A 20,212-nucleotide genomic window follows, 5' to 3' on the forward strand; every position below is an offset into this window, starting at 1 on the left:
GCCGGCCGGTGCCATCCTCCTTTTCATGCGCCTCATTACGCTCGTTCTTGCGACCCTCCTGATCCTGATCCAACTGCCGCTGTGGCTGGGCAAGGGTGGCTGGCTGCGCGTGGGCGAACTGGAAAACCAGGTGATCGTCGCGCAGCGCAAGACGGTGGAACTGAAGGCGCGCAACGCCAAGCTCGACTCCGAAGTGCACGACCTGACCAACGGCACGGGCGCGGTGGAAGAACGCGCGCGCTTCGAGCTCGGCATGATCAAGAAGAACGAGATCTTCATCCAGATTCTGGATGCCAACGGCCACCCCAAAGAATCGGCCACCCCGCTCCCGCCGGTCAAGCCCGACACAAAGACTACCCCCTGAAGCAAACTCCCACCACCGGGGTCAGAGCTCTAATTCGAAATTAGTTAGCCTCTGGCACAGTTACGCCCAACCGGGGTCAGAGCTCTGAAGCGAAACAATTTTCGCTTAGGTAACTTCTTCGATCCACATTGCGCCCCAGCAAGCGCAAGTTTCATCACTGCTCATCGATTCCTGCCATGGGGCGATTGAGTGCGCGTGGATGGCGGAACACATTCGTTTTTACAGCAAGCACCAACTCGCGTTGCCGGAAAGTCAGAAATTGCTCATTAAAGCTCTGACCCCGGTTGTAGGGGGGTGACTCTTGAGCGTGTCGGCGGCGATACCGAATCGTCGGATAATTCCTCTGCTGTTTCTCATTTTCACTCATTTTCGTTGACAACGAGCTTCAATCGGTATTTAATTTCTGTAACGACAGAAATGAATGAAATTGGAGAAATCATGGCATTGGGACCGACCGAACGGAAATTCGTCCTGCACTGGGGCGAGATGGGGACGCGCTGGGGCGTGAACCGCACCGTGGCGCAGATTCACGCGCTGCTGTTCCTCGCCAACCGCCCGCTGGCGGCCGAGGATATCGCCGAGACCTTGTCGGTCGCGCGTTCCAACGTGAGCAACAGCCTCAAGGAGCTGCAAAGCTGGAACCTGATCCGCGTCACCCATTTGATGGGCGACCGCCGCGATCACTTCGTCGCCCTGCAGGATGTGTGGGAGATCTTCCGCGTCATCGTCGAGGAGCGCAAACGGCGCGAAATCGATCCGACCCTGACCGTGCTGCGCGAATGCGCCATCGAGGGCGATACCGATAGCGCGCTCGAACCAGCCTCGCTGGCGCGCATGAACGAGGTGCTCACGTTCCTCGACATGCTCGGTACCACCTACGACGATTACAAGCACCTGCCGCCGGCGACCCTGCAGCGCTTCCTGAAGATGGGCGGCAAGGTCGCGCGCTTCCTCGGACCGGACGACAAGGACCCATCATGAGCGGCGCCGAACTGACGCTCTACTTCGACGGCAAGTGCCCGTTCTGCCGCGCCGGCATGGACAAGCTGGCGCGCTGGGACCGCGCCGGACGCCTGGCGTTTGCCGATATCGCCGCCCCCGGCTTCGATCCGACCCACCTGGGCGTCGACATGGCCGCCCTGAACCGCGAGCTGCACAGCCAGACGCGCGACGGCCGCGTACTGGTCGGCGTGGACAGCCTGCTGCGCTCTTACACCCTGGCCGGCCAGGCCTGGCGCGTGCTGCCGCTGCGCGTGCCCGGACTGCGCACCGTGTGCAGCTGGTCGTATCGCCTGTTCGCGCGCCACCGCTACCTGATGTCGCGCGCGCTGGGCTACCGCTCCCCGACCTGCACCGAAGGCGTGTGCGAGCGCCCCAATCCCTTCTTCAAACGCTGAAAGCCCATATGCACTCTGCCACTCTTCGCCGCTGGGCCATCCGCTGGATGTTCGCGGCCATCGTCACGCACCTGGTGGTCGGCATGCTGCTGCCGTGGTTCGCCGACGCTGCGATCTTCAGCGGCTACCATCGCGGCATCGAAACCGCCTTCTGGGGCGCCACCGTGCCGCCCCAGGCCCACGCGCAGCAGATCTGGTGGATCTCGCTGTTCGGCCCCACCGTGCAAAGCGCGGCGCTCTGGATGGGCGCCCTGGCGTGGATCGGCGCCCGCCAGCGCAGCGCCTTTGCCTGGGGCGCGCTGATCGCCGGCATGCTGTTGTGGGCGCCGCAGGACATGCTGGTGTCGCTGCGCGCCGGCTGCTGGGACAATGTCTGGATCGATACCTTCGCGCTGGTGACGATGCTGCCGCCGCTGGCGTACCTGTTCTACGTCGACCGCGCGCAGGCGGTGCGCGCATGATCGCGTCCGAAGGCGAGTTATTCAAGAAGATCCTCGGTCCCGCATGGCGCGGACTGCACCCCGATATCCAGGCGCGCTTCGACCATAACCCCATGCCCGGCAAGCCTTTGTACTACACCGGCCGCATGACGGAGCTGACCTGCTCGAGACTCGGCCGCGTGCTCGGCTACCTGACCATGCCGCTGATCCGGGGCGCGCTGATGCCGTATAACGACGCCGACTTTCCGGTCGATATCGAGGTCTATTCGAAAGAGGGCAGCGCGGCCATTTTCAAGCAGCGCATCTATCGCCTCAACGGACGCAAGCCGGTGCAGTTCACGTCCTACATGCTCGAGAGCGCGCGCGGCGAAGTGCTCGAATACGTCGGCATGGGGATGGGGATGAAGCTGGTGCTGGCGGTGCGCGACGGGAACCTGCATTTCGAGAGCGATGGCTATTTTTGGCAGGTGGCGGGCGTGCGCATTCCCGTGCCGGCCTGGCTCACGCCGGGCAAGACCTACCTGTGCCACCGCAATAACGACAGCGCGCAGTTCGATATCCGTATCGAGATCCGCCACGCGCTGTTCGGTACAACCTTCACGCAGGCGGGCGTGTTTCGCGAGGTACGGCCATGAATACCCATGTATTGGCATTGCAGTTGATGGCGTTCCAGGGATGCCTGGGCGCCTTCGACACCCTGTATCACCATGAACTGACCGAGGCGCTCCCGGGGCGCGCCAGCGCCAGGCTGGAACTGTCGATCCACGCCGTGCGCGCGCTGATGTACAGCGCCATGTTCATCGGCCTGTCGTGCTGGCGTTTCAATGGCCTGTGGGCGGTGCTGCTGCTGGTCGTCTTCGCGGTCGAAATCGTGCTGACCCTGTGGGACTTCGTGGTCGAGGACAAGACCCGCCTGCTGCCGGCCACCGAACGCGTCACCCATACGGTGCTGGCCATGAACGGCGGCGCCTTCATCGCCTTGCTGGCGCTGAACGCGGGCGAAGCTCTGGCGCTGCCGACCGCGCTGGTGTGGGAACCGCACGGCGCCCTGAGTATCTTCCTGTTCGTCTGCGGCCTCGGGGTCGGCTTGTCCGGCATTCGCGATGCATTCGCGGCGCGCGCGCTTGCCCGCCAGGCAGCGCAGGCGCGCGCACCCGTCTTGCGTTTCGGGGATGCCGAGTGCGCGGTGCTGGTCACCGGCGCCACCGGGTTCATCGGCCAGAAACTGGTGCGCGCACTGCTCGCCGACGGCCATCGGGTCACGCTGCTCACGCGCCAGCCGCGCGCCGCTGCCTGGATGTTCGACGCCCGCGTGGAGTGCATCGCCGACATGGGCGCCTTGCCGCCTGCGCGCCGCATCGATGTGGTGGTGAACCTGGCGGGCGCCCGCATTCTGGGCTGGCGCTGGAGCGAGGCGCGCCGCGCGGCCTTGCGCGCCAGCCGCATCGGCACCACGCGCAAGGTGGTCGCCTGGATCGCGGCGGCGCATCACAAGCCGGCGCTGATGCTGTCGGCGTCGGCCATCGGCTACTACGGCATCCAGGCGCAGGGGATCGATACGGTGCTCACCGAACGCGATGGACCGCAGCCGATGTTCATGTCGGACCTGTGCCGCGAGTGGGAAGAAGCTGCCTACGCGGCCGCGGCGCATGGCGTGCGCGTGGCGTGCATGCGTTTCGGCCTGGTGCTCGGCACCCAGGGCGCGCTGCCGATGATGCTGTTGCCGGTCAAGCTGGGCATGGGAGGCCCGCTCGGGGGCGGGCGCCAGTGGCTGTCGTGGATCCATGTGGACGACCTCATCGCCGGCATGGCCCACCTCTGGACGACGGGAGAGGGCGGGGCCTGGAACTTCACCGCGCCTGAAGTCCTGTCGCAGGCGGACTTCAACAAGGTGGCCGCCAGGGTGTTGAAACGCCCGTACTGGCTGCCGACGCCCGGCTGGCCGATGCGCCTGGCGCTGGGCGAACAGGCCGACCTGCTGCTCGAAGGCCAGCGCGTGGCGCCGGCCAGGCTGCAGGCCAGCGGTTTCGCCTTCCGCCATCCGGCCCTGGCCGGGGCGCTGGCCAATTTGTTATGACGCTTAGAGCCTATCTCAGTAGATCGGGGGAAGCTGACGGTGATGCATGGCAGGCGAGGGCAAGGCGCGAGGAGGCCGCATGGCTAACCATGCAACGACGAGGGTATTTCGAAGGAATACCGAGGCGGCACTCGCCCCAGCGCGGCGCGCGGCAGGGCGGGGCCGACATCGACGCTGGTGACGGCGGCGAAGCTGGAAGGGGCAAGCGCGGCCGCCATGACCAGGGCGAGCAATGTCCTTCGGGGTGTGCGCATGTCGACCATCTCATGTACGCTAAAAACTCAAAAGGTCTTTCAATTCCTGGGCATTGCGGCGCGAGATTTCCAGCACTTTGCCGTCGCTCATGGTCACCTCGTATCCCATCGAGATCGATTCTTCGATGGCGCGGATTTCCTGCAGGTTGATGATGCACTGGCGGTTGGCGCGGAAGAAGAACTTGACCGGCAAGCGCTCTTCGATGCTGTTCAACGATTTTTTGACGTAGGCTTTTTCGCTGCCGAAGAAAATGCGCACGTAGTTCTTGCAGCTTTCGATATAGCGGATCGTCTCCAGGCTCACCAGGTGGCAGCGCTCGCCGTCCTTGACGAAGATTTTGCTGTTGATGTCGAGCGGCGGCCTTGCCACCGCCGCCGGCGCGGCATCGGCCGCGGCCAGCTTGGCAATCGCGGTGGCCAGCCGTTCGTGGCTGACCGGTTTGAGCAGGTAGTCGATGGTGTTGTAGTCGAACGAGCGGATCGCGTATTCGGAGTAGGCGGTCGTGAAGACGATGCGCGGCAGGTAGTCGAGCATCTCCAGCAGGTCGAAGCCGCTGGCGCCCGGCATGTGGATGTCGAGGAACAGCACGTCCGGCCGCAGTTCTGCGATCATCGGCGCGGCCGTTGCCGGGTGATCCGCCTGGCCGACCACCTCGACCCCGTCGAACTGGCCGAGCATGCGCACCAGGCCCTCGCGCGCCAGGCGCGAGTCTTCAATGACCATCACCCTCATGCGGCGCGCTCCAGCGGCAGCGTGACAGTGACCTTGAAGGCGCCATCGGCGTGCGCCGCGTTCAGGGTGGCCAGCTCGCCATACAGCAGGTGCAGGCGCTGTTCGATATTGAGCAGGCCGATGCCGGTGCAGCCGGGCCTCTGGACGGGGGCGTCGGGGGCGTCGTTGCGCACTTCCAGTTGCAGGCACTGGCCCAGCTGGCGCGCGTCGACCTTCAGGGTGCCGCCGCCCTGAAGCTGGTCGAGGCCATGCTTGACGGCGTTCTCCACCAGCATCTGCAAGACCATCGGCGGCATCAGCGCGTCATCCAGGCCGGGCGCGATGCGAAGGGAGAAGTCGAGCCGTTCTTCCAGCTGCGTCTTGACGATGGCCAGATACTTGGTGATGATGCCCACTTCATGATGCAGGCTGACTTTTTCGTGCCGGCTGCTTTCGAGCGAGTAGCGCAGGATGTCGGAAAACGAGGTAATCATGGCGTCGGCGCGCTGCGCATCTTCGTGGATCATGAAGCGGATGTTATTGAGTGAGTTGAACAGGAAGTGCGGATTGAGCTGGTTCGACAGGCTGCTCAACTGCGCTTCCTTGAGGTTGTTCTGCAGGCGCAGGTTGAACAGTTCGGCGTTCTTGATGCGCCGGCTGCTGCTCACGCTGATGTAGATGAAGCCCCATACCGCCACGAACAGCTGGCTCTTGGGTGCTTCGTCCATGAACTTGTTCATGATGAGTTCGGACGGGATCACCGGTATCTTGAGCGCTTTGTATTTGGCGCTGATGGCTTTCAAGAACATCGGCGTGACCACGGCCGTGACGCAGGCGCCGATCACCATGCCGGCCAGCGCGCTGTAGATCACCACGATGGCAATCAGCCTGGCGATCGGCACCGCGTCGCCGCCGCGCCGCTTGTACAGCCAGCGCAGCACCAGTACCGCCAGCGTGTAGAACGGAATCCACGCCAGGCTGGTATAGACCTGCAATCTGACCATGAAACCCCACACCACGGCGATGGCGATGCTGGCCGTCAGCCCGACCGCCACCGCGCTGAAGTGGTAAAGCCAGAAGTCGCGCTCGCGCGGGAAGAAGTGAAGTGGCATGCGGTCGGCTTATCCAGTGGATGATCGGAGAGCGCATTCTAACAAGACGGCCGGTCCGGCCTGGTCGCCGCCTTACTTGGCCGCTTTGCGCCGTTCGCGCTCGGCCGCGCGCGCGGTGACCAGTTCCGCTTCGAAGCGCGCCGCCGACGCAGCCTGCGCTTGCACCGGTCCGCCCAGCGCCAGGCGGAAGCCTTCGCCGATGCTGCTCGGGTTATCGATTCCCGCGTGGCCGCGCACCACCGTGCGTACGTTGCGCGACGAGAAGCTGCCGCCCCGGTGAATCATCATCGGCGACTCGCGCTTGCTGCAGTTGGTGGTCCATGCCGAGCCGTCGACCGGCGCGCCGTCGTAGTTCAGGTGTTCGCAATCGGCCACGTATTCACCCACATTGCCGATCATGTCGTACAGGCCGAAGGCGTTCGGCTCGTACATGCCGACTACGGTGGTAAAAGCGGCGCCGTCTTCGCAGGTGGCCGGTTTTCCGGTGCGGCCGATGATGGCGGCGATCGCCTTGCTGCCCGTGAAATCGCGGATGTTCGCATGGCGGCACACCTGGGTGGCGTCGTCGCCGAAGTAATAGTCGCCCGTGCTGCCGGCGCGCGCGGCGTATTCCCATTCGGCTTCCGACGGCAGGCGGTATGGCTTGCCGGTTTGGGCCGACAGCCATGCGGCGTAGGCGGTGGCGTCCTTCCAGGTGACGCACATGACCGGATGGTAGTCGCCTGGCGCGTATGCGGGCGTGTTCCAGGCGCCAGGGCCCATGTCCATGCCCCATTCGGTGCTGGCGAACTTCCAGCACTGGTTCTCGGTCTTGTGGCCGGTCGCTTCGACGAACTGGCGGAACTGGCCGACGGTCACTTCATATTTCGCCATCTGGAAGGCGGGCACGCGCACCGCGTGCACCGGCTGGTCGGTCGGATAGTCCTTGGCCGTGCCCGGAACGGTGCCGCCCATCGTGAACGTGCCGCCTTTGATGGCGGCCATCGGCGGTTCGGTCACGCTGCCGGGGGCGGCTGCCGCGCCGGTCGATGCCATCAGGGCCAGGGAGAACAGGAGGGTGCTTTGCATGTCGTGCCTTCATCAAGTGGGGTGGTGAGAATGAAGTGCATTCTGGGGGAGCATGCTGTCGTTTTGGCAAAAAGGTGCCGACCGGCGCTATGCGGGGATGAGCGGCGCTGCGGACCGGCAGACACGTCCCGTAACACTTCTTACCGGTGCATGCTGGTTGCAAGGAGCGAATCGCGGTGTAATGGGTACATGGACGACACGCAGTAGTCGCCCTGGTCCCCGGAGCGGCAGTATGTTCAGGCGGCCCATTTGCTGCAGGCAGTATTGACGACAGGAGTTCATATGCACAAGAAAGCCCTCATCATCGCCCTCATGGCTGTTTGCATGGGCATCGGCAGCGCAGCGTTCGCTCAATCGCGCGACTATCGCGGCGAGCATGGTCAGCGCAGCGAGCACAATGAACGCAATGACCGCTACGAGCGCCATGAGCGCCATGAGCGCGACAATCGTTATGAGCGTGACCGTCACGACAATCGCCGCGGCGACCGTTACGACGGCCCGCGCGGCGGCTACCAGGGCCACGATGAGCGTCCGGCGGCGCGTCACCACTTCCGTCGCGGCGCGTACCTGGATCAGCGCTATCGGGGCAGCAGCTACGTGGTGAGCGACTGGCGCAGCCGTCGCCTGAGCGCGCCGCCGCGCGGGGCGCACTGGGTGCAGGCCAATGGCGACTATGCGCTGGTGGCGATTGCCACGGGACTCATTACACAGGTGCTGTTGAACCAATAACGCCGATACCGGGGCAGGGGCTACAATGCCGCTTTTGCTCCGGCCGCGCCGCCTGGTCTTTCATGACACCGAACCACAAACCCTTTCATCCCGACCTGCTTGCGCTCCAGCAGGCATACGACGCGCACGGCCTGACATGGAACGTGCCCCGGTGCGAGGCCGAAAGCGCGGACTATGCGGCGACCGCCTTCGAAGTCGATGGCCTGCGGGTGCGCTTCCGGGTTGCCAAAATCACGCCGACCAAGGTGGGGCAGTTCGTCACGCTGTGGAAGCGCATCGGCGCCGGCCCGATCCAGCCTTTCGACGACACCGACCCGGTCGACCTGTTCGTGATCAGCACCCGCGACGGCGAACAGTTCGGGCAGTTCGTCTTCCCGACGGCGGTACTGGCCGCGCGCGATGTGCTGGCGCGCAGCGGGCAGGGCGGCAAGCGCGCGATTCGCGTGTATCCGCCATGGGTTGCCACGACCAGCAAACAGGCGCAGGCCACGCAGCGCTGGCAGCTCCCGTATTTTGTCGCGAACGGCGCCGATGCCATCCGCATGGGGACGTTGTACGGCCGGGCCGCGTTACCAGGCCGCAACGACGCGTGACACGCTTGCCATCGACCCGCCACCGGGTGCACAATCTGTCGAAACGAAGCACCGCAGCCACTTTCATCTACGGGAACTGCCATGAGCCGTCGACAAAACCGAACCAGGCTGGTTTTTGACTCATCCCTGCGTACATTGCCGGAGCAGGATATCCGCACCATCCTGCGCGCGGCCGATCCGCTGATTGCCATTGCCGGGCGCGCCATGCTGATCAAAGTCCTGAGGGGGTCGCGCGCGCAGGATGTCCTCAAGTACGGGATGGATGACAATCCGTGCTACGGCGCTTACCAGGGCCGCACCGAGGCCGAAGTCCTGGCCATGGTCGACTGGATGATCCTGAACGATTACCTGGGCCTCGATTTTGCGGGTGACTTGCCGCTGCTGTTCTATACAGAACGGGGATGGAGCATCGAACGCGAGATTTACGCCAACGAGCTGATAGACGGCTTCGACAAGTTGCTGGCGCAGGCCGCGCCGCCGTATGACATGCTGTATCTGAAGGACCGCAGCAGGGACATGATATTGCTGCTGCTCGAGATCCTGCATGAACGTGCCGATCCGAAGTATGTGCCCATCCTCGAGGCGTGGGCACAGGTCGACTATGCCAAGGTGCGCAAGGAGATTGCCCGCGTCATTGGGCATGTGAGCGCGCCGGCGCCTGCGTCCCAGTCTGCTGCGACTTCCAGTACTCCAGCGGCGACCTCCCCACCAGTTTCGTGAAGTCGCGCGTGAAGTGGGCCTGGTCGAAAAACCCCAGCTGGCTTGCCAGGGCCGCCAGGTCGACCGGCCCGGGCCTGGCCAGGCGCCAGCTCGCCTCCTGCAGCCGGTAGCGCTGAATGACCCACTTGGGCGACACCCCGACATAATTACTGAACAGCCTTTGCAGCGCGCGTTCTTCGATCCCCACTTGCGCGCACAGGGCGGCTACGCTGGCCGGGCCATCGACGGCGGCGGCGGCGGCCACCGCTTGTTCGGCGGCCAGCGCGCGTGCGTCCGGCGCCGGCAGCACGGCGAGCAGCATCGCTTCTGCCGCAATGACCATGCCGGCGTCGCCGGCGCCGCCGAGCACATGCTGTTCGGCCTCGATCGCCGGCACGCGCAACACATCGTCGACTGGCATGGTGCGGTCGGCCAGGGTTGATACCGGATGATCGATGAAGGGACGCAGTCCGCCCGGCCTGAAGCGTACCCCCAGCACGCGGCCCGCGCCGGCCACGCTGCGCTCGAACGCGCCGCGCACCACGCCGTGGATGGCGCTCTGGCCACGGTCGAACACCAGGTGCGCGTTCGGATACGGCAGCACGCGCTGAATCTCCGGCGCGCGCTCGCCCATGTTCCATTCGACGATCCAGTAGTAGTCGACAAACGGCGCCAGCGGCGCCGCCGGCGGATAGGTGGCCAGGCGGATGCGGCGCGCCATGCCGAGCGGATCGACGATGCCTTTCGGCGTCGCTGGGGCGGTGTCGGGTTTATCCAAGATGTTTGTCGTCCTTGCGCATATTGTGGTGGTTCCCGCGAGCGGCCGCGCGTTTGGCCGCGGCGCCGCCCATCCTCGACTTGAAAGCCAGCCATGTCCTTGTTCCGTTCCAGCGCAGCCGCGCTCTCCCTGCTCGCCGCCCTGCCACCCGCCAGCGCCCAGTCGGCGCCAATCACGCAGCGTGCCAGCGGGCCGTTCGAGATCACGATCATACCCGCCGGCGCCCCCGACAAGGAAGGCCGCACCGCCACCGCCCGCATGGCGCTCGACAAGCGCTATACGGGCGCGCTGGCCGCCAGCGGCAAGGGCACCATGCTCACGGCGGTGAGCGATACCAAAGGCTCGGCCGCCTACGTCGCCATCGAGCGTGTCAGCGGCACGCTGGCGGGGCGCAAGGGCAGTTTCGTGCTCCAGCATGCGGGCACCATGCGTGGCGGGACGAGCCAGGCCGCGATTACCATCGTTCCCGATTCGGGGACGGAGGAGTTGAGCGGGATCGGCGGCAGCGTGGTGCTCACCGTCGTCGACGGCCAGCACTTTTACGCGCTCGACTACACGCTGGGCAATTAGTGTCCCGAGTCAGAAATTGGTTGAATAAATACGGCGATAATCGCGCCGATACCGCGTCACAAATGCTCGCCAGGCATTTGCCTGTCTGCGCTTTGTTCCTTGTCTCGGTGCGATTTCGCCATATTTAATCATCAACGAATTTCCAACTCGGGACACTAGCCGCGCACGGCGTCGACAAAGGCGCGCAGGGCGGGCGGCATCTGGCGGCGGCTGGGGTAGTACAGGAAATACTGGGACGGCGCGGCCTCGCACTCGGCCAGCAGCACCTGCAAGCGGCCGGCGCCGATGTGGGCCGCCGCATCGGCGTGGTAGACGTAGGCCAGGCCGGCGCCGTCGAGCGCCGCGCGGAGAATCAGCTCGTCGTCGTCGAACACCAGCGCGCCGTTGACGGCGACCGAGAAGCTGCGACCGCCCTGCGCGAACTCCCAGGCGTAGCGGCTGCCGCTGGGGAAGCGCCGGCCGATGCAGCTGTGATTTGCCAGCTCGCGCGGCGTGGCCGGCGCCCCGTGCAGCGCCAGATAGGCGGGTGAGGCGACGACCACGAAGCGTTGCGGCGGGCCGAAAGGAATGGCGATCATGTCGGCGGCCAGCCGTTCGCCGAAGCGCACGCCGGCGTCGAAGCCGGCGCCGACGATGTCGAGCAGGCCGTCGTCGGTGACGGCCTCCAGCTGCACGCGCGGACAGGCGGCGGCGAAGCGCCCCAGCATGGGGGCAAGCAGCAGGCGGGCGGCGGAGCGCGGCAGGTTGATGCGCAGGGCGCCGGCCGGCACGTCCTGCAGGCTGTCCAGTTCCGCCAGGGCGTCGGCGATTTCGCCGATGGCCGGCGCCAGGCGGGCCAGCAGGCGCGCGCCGGCCTCGGTCGGCGTCACGCTGCGGGTGGTGCGGTTAAGGAGGCGCACGCCGAGCCGTTCTTCCAGCGCGCGCAGGGTGTGGCTCAGCGCCGAGGCCGAGACGCCGCGTTCGGCGGCGGCCTTGCGGAAGCTGCGCAGGCGGGCCACGGCGGCGAAGGCGCCGAGTTCGTGCAGGTCGGTCATGGATTGATGAATTCTTCTCAGTAGTGCATGCGCAATAAGGCATCTTATCCGATCAAACCAGGCCGCGCATACTGGCTGCTTCATTCAAACCACAAGGAGTTAGCTGTGATGAAAACGCGCACATTGGGTTCGACCGGCTTGTCGGTGTCGGCCATCGGCATCGGTTGCATGGGAATGAGCTTCGCCTACGGCGGCGCCGACGAGGCAGAGTCGCTCCGCACCTTGCACCGCGCCGTCGAACTGGGGGTGACGATGTTCGATACCGCCGAAGTCTACGGACCCTACGCCAACGAGGAGCTGCTGGCGCGCGCTTTTCGCCAACTGCGCGGCAAGGTGACCATCGCCACCAAGTTCGGTTTCCGGATCGGGGCGCAGGGGCGGGGCATGGAGCGGGTGACCGGGGTGGACAGCCGCCCGGAACACGTGCGCGCGGCGGTCGAGGGCTCGCTGGCCCGGCTGGGCGTGGAGACAATCGACCTGCTGTACCAGCACCGGGTCGATCCGGCGGTGCCGATCGAAGAGGTGGTCGGCGTCATGGCCGATCTGGTACGCGAAGGCAAGGTGCTGCATCTGGGTTTGTCGGAGGCGTCGGCCGAGACCTTGCGGCGCGCTTGCGCGGTGCATCCGATCGCCGCGCTGCAGTCGGAGTATTCGCTGTGGAGCCGCGAGGTGGAGGACGAGGTGCTGCCGGCCTGCCGTGAACTGGGCGTGGGCTTTGTGCCATACAGCCCGCTGGGACGGGGCTTTCTCACCGGGCAGCTGGGTTCGACCGAGGGACTGGCGGCGGACGATTACCGGCGCGGCCTGCCGCGCTTCCAGGACCAGGCGCTGCGCGCCAACGCGGCGCTGGTGACGCGCCTGGAGCAGTTGGCCGCCGCACGCGGGGCCAGCGCGGCCCAGCTGGCGCTGGCCTGGCTGCTGGCGCAGGGTGATCACATCGTGCCGATTCCGGGCGTGCGCCAGCTGGCCAATCTGGAGCAGAACGTGGCAGCCGCGGAACTGGTGTTGAGCGCGGCCGACGTGGCGGCGATTGCCGCCGCCGTGCCGCGCGGTGCGGTGAGCGGCGCGCGCTACAACCAGAAGGAGATGGGCATGGTCGGGTTGTGAGATGCCGGCGCGGCCGGTGCTGGCACGCGTCAGGCGAATACCGTGAGCGACGGCGCCGCCCGGGGTCCGCTGTCGTAGGCGCGTTGCAGCGCCAGGCGGCGCGGGTCGGCGCTGTCCGGCGCGGCGCTATCCGGCGCGGCGGCCGATGGCGTTTGCGTGCTGCGTTCGGCGGCCAGTTCGGCGCGTGCCTGTTGTTCCATTTGCCCGGCCTGGGCGGCGACGGCGCGGTCCGCGCCCGACGGGTCGGCCGGCGCCAGCGCGGCCGCTGCGATGGCGCGCGCACGGCTGATGGTCTCCTGCGGCGTGCCGCCGGGCGAGGTATCGATCTGCACTTCGCCGCCGATGGCATAGTTGACGCCATTCGGTCCGCGCTGGTAGGTATAGCTGGCGCCGGAGAGCGCCAATCCACCGGCGGCGGCCAGGTGGGCCTGTTCGTGCTGGCGTACTTCGGCGTCGCGGGCCTTGAGCTTGTCGATCCGGGCCAGCGCTTGCGGCGTCGGTTCGGTGCGCGCAGGGGCTGCGCGCGCCACAATGGCGGCGGGGACTGCGCTGGCGGTGGCGGCGACGCTGCTCATGGTGGGGCGCGTGTTTGGGTTGCGGATGCGTTCACGGGTGACGGTGAAAAACCGGCCCGGTGCCGCCAGGATGGCTCGTCCACAAGCCGCCGGCTGCACCGTTTTCCGATGATAGCAAATTTATGGGCTGTGCATACATTGGCGGCGCGCCGGCCTGTGGCATGATGACGGCCGGTCCGCCAGTGTCAAGGACAAGCGCTCAGGCTTGCAGGCCGTGCCCGCGTGAGGGCGTCAGGCCGGCGCCAGGTCGAGCAGGTACAGCGCGCCGTCCACCCGCGCGCCGTCGACGATGGCAAGCTGCGGCAATTCGCGCGCGTGCACGAAGCCGCATTTGCGCAGCACCGCCGCCGAGCCCTGGTTGGCATGCGTGATCTCGGCGCGCAGTTCTTTCAGCTGCCAGGCCGTGCGCGCCAGGCCGATCAAATTGCGCAGGGCGAAGGTGGCCAGGCCCTTGCCGGTCTGGTCGTGCGCGATGCGGTAGCCCACTTCGGCCGAACCCTCGGCGCGGTCGATGTCCTTCAGGTTGGCGCGTCCGACGATGCGCCCGTCCTCATCGAGCAGCAGGCACGGATGCCAGGCGCCGCTGGCGTGGCCTTCCAGGTATTGCGCAATGTGGCGCGCCACGCCGTCGGGCGAATAGAACGCCGGCTCGCGCGCTTCCACATGGCGTTCGAACCAGGCGCGGTTGGCCAGTTCGAACGCCAGCAGGGCGTCGGCGTCGTCCTGCCCGAGGGTGCGCATGGTGTGGCTGGAGACGGCTGTCATGCTCAGGCCTGCGGCGCGCTGGCGATGCTGGCCAGCACGGCGCGCACGGCGTCCGGCACCGGCACCGAACGGTTGCTTGCGCGGTCAACGTAGACGTGCACGAAATGCCCCGCCGCGGCGGGCAGCGCTTGGTCGTTGCGGTACAGCGCCAGCTCGTAGCGCACGCTGGAGTTGCCCAGCCTGGCCACGCGCACGCCCACATGCACCGTGTCCGGGAAAGCGATCGAGCTAAAGTACGAGCAGCCCGTATCCACCACCAGCCCGACCACGCTGTCGGCGTGGATATCGAGCACGCCGCGCGCGATCAGGAACTGGTTCACGGCGGTGTCGAAGAAGCTGTAGTAGACGACGTTGTTGACGTGCTGGTAGGCGTCGTTGTCCATCCAGCGCGTGGGAATGGCCAGGAAATGCGGGAACGCGGAGCGGGGCGAGTCGCGCATGTCAGTGCTTCACGTCGCTGGCGGGAATGAGCAGGTCGACCGGCGTGTCGCCGACGAACAGCTGCGCGCAATCGACCTTGTCGAACGCGTAGTGCTTGCCGCAGAAATCGCAGTCGATCGCCAGCTGGCCCAGTTCATCGAGGGCGCCGTCGACTTCTTCGCGTCCCAGCATCTTGAGCATGTTGCCGACTTTTTCGCGCGTGCAGCTGCAATGGAACTGGGGATGGGCCGGGTCGAACACGCGGATCGTCTCTTCCCAGAACAGGCGGTTCATCAGGGTCTGGATGTCGGTCGAGAGCAGTTCTTCCCGCTTCAGGGTCGAGGCCAGCATGACGGCGCGGTTCCAGGTCTCGAGTTCGTCGGCTTCGCTGCTTTGCTTGATCTGGTCATCCTTGCCGCTGTGGCGCGGCAGCTTTTGCAGCAGCAGGCCGCGCGAAACGCTGTCGTCGGCCCCCAGCCACAGGCGCGTGTCGAGCTGCTCGGAACGCAGCATGTAGTTTTCGATGACGGTCGCCACGTCGTCGCCGTCGAGCGGCACGATGCCCTGGTAGGGCTGCTGGCCCGGCATCTTGTCGGTCGGGTCGAGGGTGATGACGAAGCGCGCCTTGCCGCCCGGGTTGAGCAGGTCGGTCAGGCTGGCGTCGTCGGCCACGCTGGTGCCTTCGGCCACCTTGGCGGTGGCGCGCATGCGCAGCTCGGAATCGCATTCGACCACCAGCAGGCGCACCGGCCCGTCGCCGTGAATCTGCATGATGATGGCGCCGTTGAACTTGAGGTTGGCCGAGAGCAGGGCCGCCGCGGCGACCATTTCGCCGAGCACCGTCTTGACGGCCGGCGGGTAGCTGTGGCGCTGCAAGATCTCGCGCCAGGTGGTGGAAATGTCGACGAACTCGCCGCGCACGGCGGCGTTGTCGAAGATGAATTTTTGCAGGGTGTCGTTGTTATTGTCTGTAGTCATTGTTTATCCAATCTTTTTCAGTTGCGTCTTGAACAGCTGGGCGCGCGCCACGTAGCTGGCGGCGCTGCCTTCGAGGCGCGCGATGTCTTCCTCGCCCAGGGTGCGCACGGCCTTGGCCGGGGCGCCGATGATCAGCGAGTAGTCGGGGAATTCTTTGCCTTCGGTTACCAGCGCACCGGCGCCGACCAGGCAACCCTTGCCGATCTTCGCGCCATTCAGGATCACGGCCTGGATGCCGATCAGCGAGCCGTCGCCCACCGTGCAGCCGTGCAGCATGGCCTGGTGGCCGATGGTCACCTTGCTGCCGATGGTGAGCGGAAAGCCCATGTCGGTATGCATGACCGTGCCTTCCTGCACATTGCTGTCGGCGCCGATCGTGATGCGCTCGTTGTCGCCGCGAAGCGTGACGCCGGACCAGACCGAGGTATTGGCCTGCAGCGTCACTTTGCCGATCAGGCTGGCCGAATCGGCGACGTAGGCGGACTCGTGAATCTCGGGCGCGTGCTCGCCCAGTTGGTAGATAGCCATGTTGGTGTCGGGAAGCGTTGGAATGGCGCTATTTTACGCCGCCCCGGCCGTTTCGACGCGGCATGGCCATTTCTTGCCGCCCCGAGTGGAGGATGTTGGGCGTTTTCTTCTAATCACAAGGCGGGATGGCGCAAGGGCATTTGTTTCGCGTAGGATTGTTTTCTTTTCTGACACAATTATCTTGGAGGCATCATGCGATTGTTCCCTGTTGCGCGGCGGGCGGCTGTACTTGCCGCTGTCTTGTCCTTGGGCGGCGCCATGGCGCTTCCGGCGGCCGCTGCGGCCGATTTCACCACGACCGGCGGCTACGCCGCAGCCTGCGCCGAGGTGGCACGCGGGGCCGTGCCCAGCGATGACGATGCGCGGGTGGCCGCCGTCATCTGCCGCGATACCGCGCTGGTCAGCCAGATCGTGACCTGGGCCAGCCAGGGCATGAAGCGGATGGACAAGCAGGACATGCCGAAGGACGCCATCATGGTCGAGGTGAGGAAGGAAATCGACTATGTGATCGCTGAACTCGGAACCACGCGCAAGCTGCTGGCCCAGATCAAACTGGGCAAGCGCACCTCGCTGCGGCTGGCGCCGGCCCGGTGGGAGCGCGATATCGACGGCGACGGCACCGTCCAGCTGTGGGAGAAATACCTGTTCGCCCTGCCCAAACGCGGGCAGCAGGGCTTTCGCATGACGGCGCCGAGCAACGAGCAGGCGTACTACGACAGCCAATACAATCTGGGCGCGGTCATCCGCGTCGACCAGAGCGATATTTTATGGTCGCTCGCGTACCATCATTTTATCGAGGGCATGCTGACCAATCTGCGCGCCTTCGAGCTGACCGACAAGTTCGACGGCCTGATCCTGGCGCGCCCGGAACTGCTGAAAGCGGCGCACAAATTGATCGGCAACGGCTTTGTCATTTCTGGAAAAATGCGCCAGGAAGTGCTGGACGAGACCGATGACGATGAGGAGTGGATCGGCAATCCGAAGCAGGCGGGTAGCGTGTTCCCGGTGCCGCTTGACGCGGCCGGCTTTGCCAGCTGGGGGATGATGGTCAAGGAAATGTCGGCACTGTGGCAGGGGCGTACCTTGCTGCCGGCCACGCGGGGCGGACGCGGGATGCTGGCGGTGATGGCGCCTTTGTGTCCCGAGGGGAGCGGGCTGAACGTGGCGAAGTTGTATCTGCATCCACCGGCGGCAGCTACCGTCTACAGCTTCCGCAATACCAAGCTGCCGGCCGGCAGTTGCCAGCGCATCGACAAGGGGCACCCGCTGTCGCCGTTGCCGCAGATGGCCGAGCAGGCCGCGACGACCGATACGGGAATGGGATTTTTGCGGTATTTGTACTGGACTAACTGAGGGTGCGGTACAGGGCTTGACCAGCGCTGCGTTGGGCGTACTATATCGGCATGGAAGTTGACACTGCACGCATCGGGCTGCCTCAGTAGCCTTGGTAGCGAACCTAAGGATTTCCGTGCAAAGAATATCGCCTCCAAGAGCGGTTCGCGTTCCTTGGTCAGACCGGTTTCCGAAGGTGCTCAGTCACTCGGCTGAAACGGCTGTAAAGCAACATTTTGCATATATGGCGGCGAAAGCTGGCGATGCCGAGGCTGCATTTCTTCTCGTCATGGATACCATGGGCGATAAAGCGATTCGGTGGATGGTCGACTTGGGCAGTGCATTTCAACCAGTTCTCATCAGCGTTCATGCAGAAGAGCGCGCGGGTGTGAACGCCATCCCGGCGGTTTTTGCCGATATCTTGAGTCATATTGTCGGTTGGGATGTCGAGAAGAACGTGGTGCAGGCTAACGTAGTTAACCCTACCGGAGCAAGCGGCTTTGCCAGATTGGCCAAGCAGGCGTTTTTCAAGGGCGCCGTCAGACCGGCCGTGTACATCATCGTCGATGATTTTGTCGGGCAAGGCGGAACAATTGCGAATCTTCGTGGACACTTGCACAGGCAGGGTGGGCGTGTTCTTTGTGCGGCTACGCTGACTGGCAAAGCGCACTCTGCCTTGATTTGGCAGAGTGCCGGGCAGCTAAATGAATTGAGAGGAAAGCATGGTCAGCTCGAAGAATGGTGGAGCAAGCGATTTGGATTCGGATTCGAATGCCTTACTGCTTCCGAAACCCGTTACCTCATCAACACGCCAACGAGCCATAGAATCCGCGATCGCATCGAAGCGGCTCTTGCAGAGTAGTCAGTTAACGCCCAGCAAGTTAGTGGTGACGCTTCCTACTGGCGCAGCGACGGGAAAATCCAGAACGCTGACCGCGAAGGAGGTGTTGTCGCTCAGACAAACCAAGCGACAAGTCGCCGAGTATGTGATGCGTGAGTTAGCAAATCGGGCGAAGTAAATAATCGCAAGGAAATCCGATCAATTATTCTTGTCGATACCGTTGCTGGATCACGTCGCAGTCCGGCCCTGCCGCCCGGTATCGCGCATCTGAAAGCGCTTGACCTCAAGCCCGCTTGCGGTTTTATAGTGGCATCGTTTCCTCCCGATCCTCCACCAGAAAGCCATCGATGCACACCAAAAACCAAGCCGGCATGTCCTTCATCAATCCCATCGGGCTGGTCGACCCGCAGCCCAACGGCTACACCCACGTGGTGATCGCGCCCACGCCCGCGCGCATGGTGTACGTGGCCGGGCAGGGCGGCGAGAACGCCGCCGGCGAACTGGCGCCCGACTTTGCCGGCCAGGTCGCGCAGGCGATCGCCAACCTGCGGACGGCGCTGGCCGCCGCCGACGCCAATCTCGACCATGTCGTCAAGATCAGCGTGCTGATCGTCGACCACAGCATGGAACGCCTCGGCATCCTGGGCCAGGCCGTGCGCGCCGCATGGGGCGAACGTCCGGCCCCGGCCTGCACCCTCATTCCGGTGCCGCGCCTGGCGCTCGACGGCATGCTGTTCGAAATCGAAGCGACCGCCGTCGCCCCCTTCATCCATCCCGACTGAGGGTGTGGCAACGGCAGCCGCAAGCACGGGAACAAGGCGGGAAAAGTTCTCCGGTATAATGCGAACGGTCGTTCTTTTTTATTGTCGAGTCCTCTCATGAAACCTTCCCGTTCCGAATTTCTGACCGTGCGCGGCTTGCGCACCCACGTGCGCCACTGGGGCAGGGAGGGCGCGCCCAAGCTGTTCATGGTGCACGGCTGGATGGATGTGTCGGCCTCGTTCCAGTTCGTGGTCGATTGCCTCCAGCAAGACTGGCACGTCATCTCGCCCGACTGGCGCGGCTTCGGGCTCTCCGAGCGCAGCCACTCGGACACCTACTGGTTCCCCGACTACGTGGCCGATCTCGATGCCATGCTCGACCATTACGCGCCGGGCGAGGCGGTCAACCTGCTCGGGCACAGCATGGGCGGCAATGTGGTCGGTATTTACGCCGGCGCCCGGCCGCACCGGGTGCGCCGCCTGATCAACCTGGAAGGCTTCGGCATGCCCGCGTCCAAGCCGGAAAAGGCCCCGGCACGCTACGCCAAGTGGCTCGACGAGATGCGCACGCCGCCCTCGCTGCGTACCTATCCGAGCCAGGCGGCGGTGGCGGCGCGCCTGCAAAAGACCAATCCGCGCCTGAGCGACGCGCGCGCGCAGTTCCTGGCGCAGCACTGGTCGGCGCAGAACGACGCCGGCGACTGGGAGATTCTGGGCGACCCGAACCACAAAAAGCCGACCCCGCTCGGCTATCAGGTCGAAGAGGTGATGGCCTGCTGGTCGGCGATTAGCGCGCCGGTGCTGTGGGTCGAGGCCGAGGATACCAATATGTGGCAGTGGATGGGGCCGCGCGAGCAAGCGCGCATCGAGGTCGACCGCCGCCTGGGGCACCTGAAGACGGTCAGCTCGCGCATGATGGCCGATGCGGGCCATATGCTGCATCACGACCAGCCGGAGCAGCTGGCCAGGATGGTGGAAGCGTTCCTGGCCTGAGCACGTGCGCGGGCAATCGGCGCCGCGCCGCGTCAATCGCTCAGTGAGCGTACAATAAAGCCTGTCCCCACCCTGCTGCCGATCC

25 protein-coding genes are annotated in these 20,212 nt (G+C 65.1%); 15 read left to right on the forward strand and 10 right to left on the reverse strand.

What is annotated here, in order from left to right:
- The first annotated feature begins 25 nt into the window (after positions 1-25).
- The 6 genes from ftsB (at position 26) to F2P45_RS05355 (ending at position 4,278) form a co-directional block, all read left to right on the forward strand.
- Positions 26-364, forward strand: a complete 339-nt coding sequence (gene ftsB / locus F2P45_RS05335; protein ID WP_166871217.1) for a cell division protein FtsB — start codon at positions 26-28, stop codon at positions 362-364.
- Between the two features lie 438 nt (positions 365-802).
- A complete protein-coding gene (locus tag F2P45_RS05340) occupies positions 803-1,345 on the forward strand; it encodes a GbsR/MarR family transcriptional regulator (protein ID WP_166871219.1) in 543 nt (180 codons plus the stop codon).
- On the forward strand, positions 1,342-1,761 hold the full coding sequence (locus F2P45_RS36010; RefSeq protein WP_229504924.1) for a thiol-disulfide oxidoreductase DCC family protein: 420 nt from the start codon (positions 1,342-1,344) through the stop codon (positions 1,759-1,761). Before F2P45_RS05340 ends, F2P45_RS36010 begins: the two co-directional genes overlap by 4 nt.
- Before the next feature lie 8 nt (positions 1,762-1,769).
- On the forward strand, positions 1,770-2,222 hold the full coding sequence (locus F2P45_RS36015; protein WP_229504925.1) for a cell division protein: 453 nt from the start codon (positions 1,770-1,772) through the stop codon (positions 2,220-2,222).
- On the forward strand, positions 2,219-2,836 hold the full coding sequence (locus F2P45_RS05350; RefSeq protein WP_166871221.1) for a DUF4166 domain-containing protein: 618 nt from the start codon (positions 2,219-2,221) through the stop codon (positions 2,834-2,836). Before F2P45_RS36015 ends, F2P45_RS05350 begins: the two co-directional genes overlap by 4 nt.
- On the forward strand, positions 2,833-4,278 hold the full coding sequence (locus F2P45_RS05355; RefSeq protein WP_166871223.1) for a TIGR01777 family oxidoreductase: 1,446 nt from the start codon (positions 2,833-2,835) through the stop codon (positions 4,276-4,278). Before F2P45_RS05350 ends, F2P45_RS05355 begins: the two co-directional genes overlap by 4 nt.
- A gap of 273 nt (positions 4,279-4,551) precedes the next feature.
- Here F2P45_RS05355 and F2P45_RS05360 read toward each other — a convergent pair whose 3' ends face one another.
- From F2P45_RS05360 to F2P45_RS05370, 3 genes are all read right to left on the reverse strand, one after another.
- A complete protein-coding gene (locus F2P45_RS05360) occupies positions 4,552-5,256 on the reverse strand; it encodes a LytR/AlgR family response regulator transcription factor (protein WP_229504926.1) in 705 nt (234 codons plus the stop codon).
- Positions 5,257-5,261: 5 nt separating this feature from the next.
- Positions 5,262-6,356: a sensor histidine kinase gene (locus F2P45_RS05365; RefSeq protein WP_166871227.1), complete on the reverse strand. Its 1,095-nt coding sequence runs from the start codon at positions 6,354-6,356 to the stop codon at positions 5,262-5,264.
- A gap of 72 nt (positions 6,357-6,428) precedes the next feature.
- Positions 6,429-7,424, reverse strand: coding sequence for a formylglycine-generating enzyme family protein (locus F2P45_RS05370; RefSeq protein ID WP_229504927.1), 996 nt, complete (start codon positions 7,422-7,424; stop codon positions 6,429-6,431).
- 282 nt (positions 7,425-7,706) lie between these two features.
- Here F2P45_RS05370 and F2P45_RS05375 point away from each other — a divergent pair, with 282 nt between their 5' ends.
- The 3 genes from F2P45_RS05375 (at position 7,707) to F2P45_RS05385 (ending at position 9,466) form a co-directional block, all read left to right on the forward strand.
- Entirely contained in the window at positions 7,707-8,153 is a 447-nt protein-coding gene (locus F2P45_RS05375; protein WP_166871229.1) for an RcnB family protein, read from the forward strand.
- Between the two features lie 62 nt (positions 8,154-8,215).
- The gene (locus F2P45_RS05380; RefSeq protein ID WP_166871231.1) at positions 8,216-8,746 is read left to right on the forward strand and encodes a MepB family protein; all 531 of its coding nucleotides are present in this window, start codon (positions 8,216-8,218) and stop codon (positions 8,744-8,746) included.
- Between the two features lie 81 nt (positions 8,747-8,827).
- Positions 8,828-9,466, forward strand: coding sequence for an RQC-minor-1 family DNA-binding protein (locus F2P45_RS05385; RefSeq protein WP_166871233.1), 639 nt, complete (start codon positions 8,828-8,830; stop codon positions 9,464-9,466).
- Here F2P45_RS05385 and F2P45_RS05390 read toward each other — a convergent pair.
- On the reverse strand, positions 9,378-10,223 hold the full coding sequence (locus F2P45_RS05390) for a helix-turn-helix domain-containing protein (protein ID WP_229504928.1): 846 nt from the start codon (positions 10,221-10,223) through the stop codon (positions 9,378-9,380). The two genes, F2P45_RS05385 and F2P45_RS05390, sit on opposite strands and share 89 nt — an antisense overlap.
- A 93-nt stretch (positions 10,224-10,316) precedes the next feature.
- Here F2P45_RS05390 and F2P45_RS05395 point away from each other — a divergent pair, with 93 nt between their 5' ends.
- Positions 10,317-10,793: a DUF3224 domain-containing protein gene (locus F2P45_RS05395; RefSeq protein WP_188130089.1), complete on the forward strand. Its 477-nt coding sequence runs from the start codon at positions 10,317-10,319 to the stop codon at positions 10,791-10,793.
- Positions 10,794-10,948: 155 nt separating this feature from the next.
- Here the strand turns inward: F2P45_RS05395 and F2P45_RS05400 are convergent, their stop codons facing one another.
- Positions 10,949-11,827, reverse strand: coding sequence for a LysR family transcriptional regulator (locus F2P45_RS05400; RefSeq protein ID WP_166871235.1), 879 nt, complete (start codon positions 11,825-11,827; stop codon positions 10,949-10,951).
- Between the two features lie 108 nt (positions 11,828-11,935).
- On the opposite strand from F2P45_RS05400, the gene F2P45_RS05405 reads away from it, so the two are divergent.
- Positions 11,936-12,934 (forward strand): aldo/keto reductase, encoded by a 999-nt coding sequence (locus F2P45_RS05405; RefSeq protein ID WP_166871237.1) that lies wholly within the window; start codon positions 11,936-11,938, stop codon positions 12,932-12,934.
- 29 nt (positions 12,935-12,963) lie between these two features.
- Here F2P45_RS05405 and F2P45_RS05410 read toward each other — a convergent pair whose 3' ends face one another.
- From F2P45_RS05410 to F2P45_RS05430, 5 genes are all read right to left on the reverse strand, one after another.
- Positions 12,964-13,509, reverse strand: coding sequence for a putative metalloprotease CJM1_0395 family protein (locus F2P45_RS05410; RefSeq protein ID WP_166871239.1), 546 nt, complete (start codon positions 13,507-13,509; stop codon positions 12,964-12,966).
- A gap of 231 nt (positions 13,510-13,740) precedes the next feature.
- Positions 13,741-14,274, reverse strand: coding sequence for a GNAT family N-acetyltransferase (locus F2P45_RS05415; protein WP_223164678.1), 534 nt, complete (start codon positions 14,272-14,274; stop codon positions 13,741-13,743).
- Positions 14,275-14,276: 2 nt separating this feature from the next.
- Positions 14,277-14,714 (reverse strand): acyl-CoA thioesterase, encoded by a 438-nt coding sequence (locus F2P45_RS05420; RefSeq protein ID WP_166871241.1) that lies wholly within the window; start codon positions 14,712-14,714, stop codon positions 14,277-14,279.
- Between the two features lies 1 nt (position 14,715).
- The gene (hslO, locus tag F2P45_RS05425; RefSeq protein WP_166871243.1) at positions 14,716-15,672 is read right to left on the reverse strand and encodes an Hsp33 family molecular chaperone HslO; all 957 of its coding nucleotides are present in this window, start codon (positions 15,670-15,672) and stop codon (positions 14,716-14,718) included.
- 3 nt (positions 15,673-15,675) lie between these two features.
- The gene (locus F2P45_RS05430; RefSeq protein ID WP_166871245.1) at positions 15,676-16,200 is read right to left on the reverse strand and encodes a gamma carbonic anhydrase family protein; all 525 of its coding nucleotides are present in this window, start codon (positions 16,198-16,200) and stop codon (positions 15,676-15,678) included.
- A gap of 192 nt (positions 16,201-16,392) precedes the next feature.
- On the opposite strand from F2P45_RS05430, the gene F2P45_RS05435 reads away from it, so the two are divergent.
- From F2P45_RS05435 to F2P45_RS05450, 4 genes are all read left to right on the forward strand, one after another.
- Entirely contained in the window at positions 16,393-17,553 is a 1,161-nt protein-coding gene (locus F2P45_RS05435) for a hypothetical protein (RefSeq protein WP_166871247.1), read from the forward strand.
- Between the two features lie 115 nt (positions 17,554-17,668).
- A complete protein-coding gene (locus F2P45_RS05440) occupies positions 17,669-18,394 on the forward strand; it encodes a phosphoribosyltransferase (RefSeq protein WP_223164679.1) in 726 nt (241 codons plus the stop codon).
- A 326-nt stretch (positions 18,395-18,720) separates the two neighbouring features.
- On the forward strand, positions 18,721-19,155 hold the full coding sequence (locus tag F2P45_RS05445) for a RidA family protein (RefSeq protein ID WP_229504929.1): 435 nt from the start codon (positions 18,721-18,723) through the stop codon (positions 19,153-19,155).
- A gap of 96 nt (positions 19,156-19,251) precedes the next feature.
- Positions 19,252-20,127, forward strand: coding sequence for an alpha/beta fold hydrolase (locus tag F2P45_RS05450; RefSeq protein ID WP_166871249.1), 876 nt, complete (start codon positions 19,252-19,254; stop codon positions 20,125-20,127).
- Positions 20,128-20,212: the final 85 nt, after the last annotated feature.

The sequence above is a fragment of the Massilia mucilaginosa genome (assembly GCF_011682145.1).
Taxonomy (GTDB): Bacteria; Pseudomonadota; Gammaproteobacteria; order Burkholderiales; family Burkholderiaceae_D; genus Telluria_A; species Telluria_A mucilaginosa.